The 2,241-nt window shown below is 68.6% G+C and carries 2 protein-coding genes; one reads left to right on the top strand and one right to left on the bottom strand.

The window, feature by feature from the left end; all coding sequences use genetic code 11:
• Positions 1-70: 70 nt before the first annotated feature.
• The gene (glnA, locus tag ACFWUQ_RS31395; protein ID WP_356883236.1) at positions 71-1,480 is read right to left on the bottom strand and encodes a type I glutamate--ammonia ligase; all 1,410 of its coding nucleotides are present in this window, start codon (positions 1,478-1,480) and stop codon (positions 71-73) included.
• Between the two features lie 185 nt (positions 1,481-1,665).
• Between glnA and ACFWUQ_RS31390 the strand changes: the two genes are divergently transcribed.
• Positions 1,666-2,133, top strand: a complete 468-nt coding sequence (locus ACFWUQ_RS31390) for an RDD family protein (RefSeq protein ID WP_384544813.1) — start codon at positions 1,666-1,668, stop codon at positions 2,131-2,133.
• Positions 2,134-2,241 lie beyond the last annotated feature (108 nt).

Genomic DNA, 2,241 nt, shown 5'->3' with positions numbered 1-2,241 from the left:
CTCCAGGGAGCGGCCGGGGGCCTGCGTCTCAGACGTTTCCGCGGTTCGGGCCGGTTGCCGGCCCGACTCCTTAGAGGTCGAAGTAGAGCTCGAACTCGTGCGGGTGCGGACGCTGCGCGATCGGGGCGATCTCGTGCGTGCGCTTGTAGTCGATCCAGGTCTCGATCAGGTCGGGCGTGAAGACACCGCCGGCCAGGAGGTACTCGTGGTCCGCCTCCAGCGCCTTGAGGACGTCCTCAAGGCTGGTGGGGACCTGCGGGACGCTCGCGTGCTCGTCGGGCGAGAGCTCGTAGAGGTCCTTGTCGATCGGCTCCATCGGCTCGATCTTGTTCTTCACACCGTCGAGGCCCGCGAGCAGCAGCGCCGCGAAGGCGAGGTACGGGTTCGAGGACGGGTCCGGGGCGCGGAACTCGACGCGCTTGGCCTTCGGGTTCGAGCCCGTGATCGGGATGCGCATGGCGGCGGAGCGGTTGCGCTGCGAGTACACCATGTTGACCGGCGCCTCGAAGCCCGGCACCAGGCGGTGGTAGGAGTTCACCGTCGGGTTGGTGAACGCCAGCAGCGACGGCGCGTGCTTGAGGATGCCGCCGATGTAGTAGCGGGCGGTGTCCGAGAGGCCCGCGTAGCCGGCCTCGTCGTAGAACAGCGGGTCGCCGTTCGCCCACAGCGACTGGTGCACGTGCATGCCCGAGCCGTTGTCGCCGAAGATCGGCTTCGGCATGAAGGTCGCGGTCTTGCCGTTGCGCCAGGCGACGTTCTTCACGATGTACTTGAAGAGCATCAGGTCGTCGGCCGCGGCGAGCAGCGTGTTGAACTTGTAGTTGATCTCGGCCTGGCCGCCGGTGCCGACCTCGTGGTGCTGGCGCTCGACCTGGAGGCCCTGGGCGTCGAGCTCCAGGGAGATCTCGGCGCGCAGGTCGGCGAAGTGGTCGACCGGGGCTACGGGGAAGTAACCACCCTTGTAGCGGACCTTGTAACCGCGGTTGTTCTCCTCGGAGCCCGTGTTCCAGGCGCCGGCCTCGGAGTCGATGTGGTAGAAGCCCTCGTTCGCGGAGGTCGCGAAGCGCACGCTGTCGAACACGTAGAACTCGGCCTCGGGGCCGAAGTACGCGGTGTCGGCGATACCGGTGGAGGCGAGGTACGCCTCGGCCTTCTTCGCGATGTTGCGCGGGTCGCGGCTGTAGGCCTCACCCGTGATCGGGTCGTGGATGAAGAAGTTGATGTTGAGCGTCTTGTCCTTGCGGAACGGGTCCAGGCGCGCGGTGGTGATGTCGGCGCGCAGCGCCATGTCGGACTCGTGGATCGCCTGGAAGCCGCGGATGGAGGATCCGTCGAAGGCGAGCTCCTCCGCGGGGTCGAACGCCCGCGCCGGGATGGTGAAGTGCTGCATCACACCAGGCAGGTCGCAGAAGCGGACGTCAACGAACTTGACGTCGTTCTCCTCGATGTACTGCTTCACTTCGTCGGCGTTCTGGAACATCCAACTCCTCCTACTCCCGGCCCCGGGGTAGGGACGGGCTTTATAGCTCGTGGTGCGCCAGTGCGGTGTCGCACGCTGACCCGACCATAAGCAGACGGGATTTCTCAAGCATGACCCATTTGTTTCGCACAAGTTAACCAGGGTCCGGGCAGGGTGCCGTGGAGCGGCACCGGTACCGTGTTCGGGTGGACAACAGGCAAGCAATCGGATCGTGGCTCTCAGGCCCCCGCGCCGCCGCCGAGGAGATGGGCGCCGACTTCGGCTATCCGGGCCGGCGGCTCGGCATGCCGCAGCAGGGCCCGGGCTCCATGGCCCGCTTCGGGCGCCGCCTCGCGGCCGTGGCCGTGGACTGGGTCGGCTGCCAGCTCATCGCCTACGGCCTCATCACCGGCCGGAACCTGACCGCGACCGGCGACTGGACCCTGTGGCTCTTCCTCGCCCTGACCCTCCTGACGGTCGGCACCGTGGGCTTCACCCCCGGCAAGCGGATCGTCGGCCTGCGCGTGGTCGCCGAGGACGGCGGCCGCCTGGGCATCGGCCGCGTGGCGCTGCGCACCCTCCTGCTGGCACTGGTGGTCCCGGCACTGGTCCGGGACCGGGACGGCCGCAGCCTGCACGACCGCGCGGCGCGCGCCGTCGAGGTCCGCATCTGACAGCCGGAGGCGCCGGACGACGTGGGGGCGCCCCCGGACCCTGTCGATCACCCGCACCTCCCCCGGCACCGCCAACGGGCCGGTACCGGGCGCGGTCAGCCGCCGCAG

The organism is Streptomyces sp. NPDC058662, from assembly GCF_042716255.1.
Taxonomy (GTDB): domain Bacteria; phylum Actinomycetota; class Actinomycetes; order Streptomycetales; family Streptomycetaceae; genus Streptomyces.
Note: the sequence above shows the minus strand (reverse complement) of the source record. Positions and strands in the feature narration are given on the sequence as shown.